The sequence below is a fragment of the Aequorivita sp. 609 genome (assembly GCF_014212065.1).
GTDB classification, from domain to species: domain Bacteria; phylum Bacteroidota; class Bacteroidia; order Flavobacteriales; family Flavobacteriaceae; genus Aequorivita; species Aequorivita sinensis.
The window spans coordinates 1-2,296 of the sequence record NZ_JACJVM010000203.1 but is presented as its reverse complement, the minus strand read 5'-3'; the positions used below and the strand labels follow the sequence as shown (position 1 = coordinate 2,296).

Genomic DNA, 2,296 nt, shown 5'->3' with positions numbered 1-2,296 from the left:
CTTCCATTAAAATCCGTTTTGGTTTTATTGAAATATTTTAAGAACCAAAATTGAATTCGGTCCTTTATTTGTTCAGCAGATTTTTCTATTAAGTTTTCCATTTCTTAAATGCACCACAACGGTCTCGTATAACCGTCAGTTACGGGTTAATATGCGCTAATTTTCGGTTTGACACTGACTTTAGCAATTCCGAGTGGATTCTGACGTAGTCGAATCCGCCGTAATTGCGGTTATACATTGTTGTGCCCAGTTTTTATTTTTTCAATCAGTTTGTCAATCCGTTCATTTCTGCACCAAGCTGTTCGGTCAAAATTTATTTCGTGAACGGTTCTGCCATAATTATTGATTTTTAAAATTCTTTGTTTTCCAAAAAGAGAATCTTCCTTATTTTGAAAATCATAGCTTAAATTTTTATAATCGTAATGATTGTCTTTTTCTTTATTATTAGCTAGGTTAATAGTTTTAATTTCCAGTTTGCGCTCCGAGTCATTAAACTCAATTTTGAAAACTTCTCCGAATTTATATTTTTTTCTAGTCCGATAGATAAACCAAGTTATAACTCCTATTGAAATTATCAGACTTGACCACAACGGATTTTCAAATAAAAGTTCAGCAGTTGTGTTTACTCTAGTCGGTCTGCCATTAGATACAAATAATGGAAAGGCAATCCAACTTGCCAAAAAAAGGACAATGAATACTACAATATATTTAATTCCGATTGTCAAAAAGTTTAAATCAGAAACAGGTTTTTCTATTTCGTATCTGTCGTTCATAAATTGGGCACAACGTTTAGTATAAAAGAAGTAGGGCTGTAAATAGGCAATTACTTTTCGGATTATCCACAAGCCAAATCTTTTGCATTCTGTTTTTATATTATTTTTCTAAAAGCCAAATCAAAAGATTTGGCGACCTTGTAAATATGCCTGAAACATTGGGTTTAGCACTTACTTGCCCTATTTTTTTTATACATTGTTGCCATTAGTTTTTCCTCGTTCCGATTTCGGTATTATAAAATCCTTCGTATCTTTTTCCGTATTCACTTTGGGTTTCGATGATGCCTTTAAGAGAAATCCGGTCGGAATTCAGTTCGGTTTCATATACAAATCCACCATTATTCAATTTCAGAGTATCTGGATTGTAAAGTTCTTTTGGGTTAGAAGAAAAACTATCTACCAAAATCACATTTGTTTTTTTATTAATATTATAACCAACGAATACAATTTCGCCACTTACTTTTGAATTCAATTCGTATGTATTTTTGTAACTGGGAATGTCTCTTATCGTAATGCTGTCAAACACATATTTCGTATGAATATCCGCTACAATTTTTCTTAAGCTGTCATTTTCCGCACGTAAATTTTCCAATTTTCCAATTGTAATTTCGCTTTTATTTATGTCCGTACAGCTAAAGATCGAAAAGGTCAGAAGTACAATTGTTATCGCTTTCGTCATTTTTTTTAAATTAATGGCAACGGTCTCGTATAAGAATAGTGCGGTTTTGTGTGCGAGGATTTTCCGAAGGAAAATCAGAAGCTAACAAAATCGGACTAACCTTTGATTAAGCACTAATTTAAGCATTATTTTTATACAATGTTAGGCACAGTTTTTTATTAGGAAATCCATCCCTCAATCAATTCCTTTATTTTCCATACACCATCTTTTAATTCATAGATATGTAGTTCCGAATAAGCACAAAGTGAACCGCAATATTGGTATCTCCACATTATAGCCAACGTTTTGTCCTTATTAAAAATCGGAATTGAATATTTAAAATAACTTTTTCTATATTTTTTTTTGAGCTTTAATTTTCTGTGTTCAAATTTCCATTCAGTTTTTTTTATTGTTTTATACTGATTTTCCATAAAAAAAAGGTCGCTTTTATTTAAATCCTCACGTTCAAATAATTTTTTAAATCGAATTTTAAAGTCAAAATTCTCATATGATTTTTCGAATATTGACCAATTTGCTTGTCCAATATGTACTGGTTTGTAATAAACTTTCTTATTAGTTTTATTGAAAGCACTTCCATACGGTTCTTTGGATGTAAGGACTTCAATCATAAATTGATTGATTTCTTTGTCATTCACGTATTCGTTGTAAGATTGTGCAAAAATCCTAAAGGAACAAAGGAGAAATAATATTACTGTAAAAGTGCGTTTCATTCAAATTGTGCCTAACGGTCGTGGTTATGAGCAGTTGGGGATTTCTTGCCCTAACTTTTCGGTTTAGCACTGACCTTTAATTTATATTTTAATTTTCGATTAAGCACCTAAACCCCAATTGCTTATAGCCGTTG

General features: G+C 31.6%; 3 protein-coding genes. All 3 read right to left on the bottom strand.

The window, feature by feature from the left end:
• Positions 1-230 precede the first annotated feature (230 nt).
• Entirely contained in the window at positions 231-725 is a 495-nt protein-coding gene (locus H4O20_RS13370; protein WP_185099598.1) for a hypothetical protein, read from the bottom strand.
• Between the two features lie 253 nt (positions 726-978).
• Positions 979-1,452 carry a hypothetical protein gene (locus H4O20_RS13365; RefSeq protein ID WP_185099597.1) on the bottom strand — a complete coding sequence of 158 codons (474 nt, stop codon included), beginning with the start codon at positions 1,450-1,452 and terminating at the stop codon, positions 979-981.
• A gap of 158 nt (positions 1,453-1,610) precedes the next feature.
• Positions 1,611-2,087, bottom strand: coding sequence for a hypothetical protein (locus tag H4O20_RS13360; protein ID WP_185099596.1), 477 nt, complete (start codon positions 2,085-2,087; stop codon positions 1,611-1,613).
• Between the last annotated feature and the right edge of the window lie 209 nt (positions 2,088-2,296).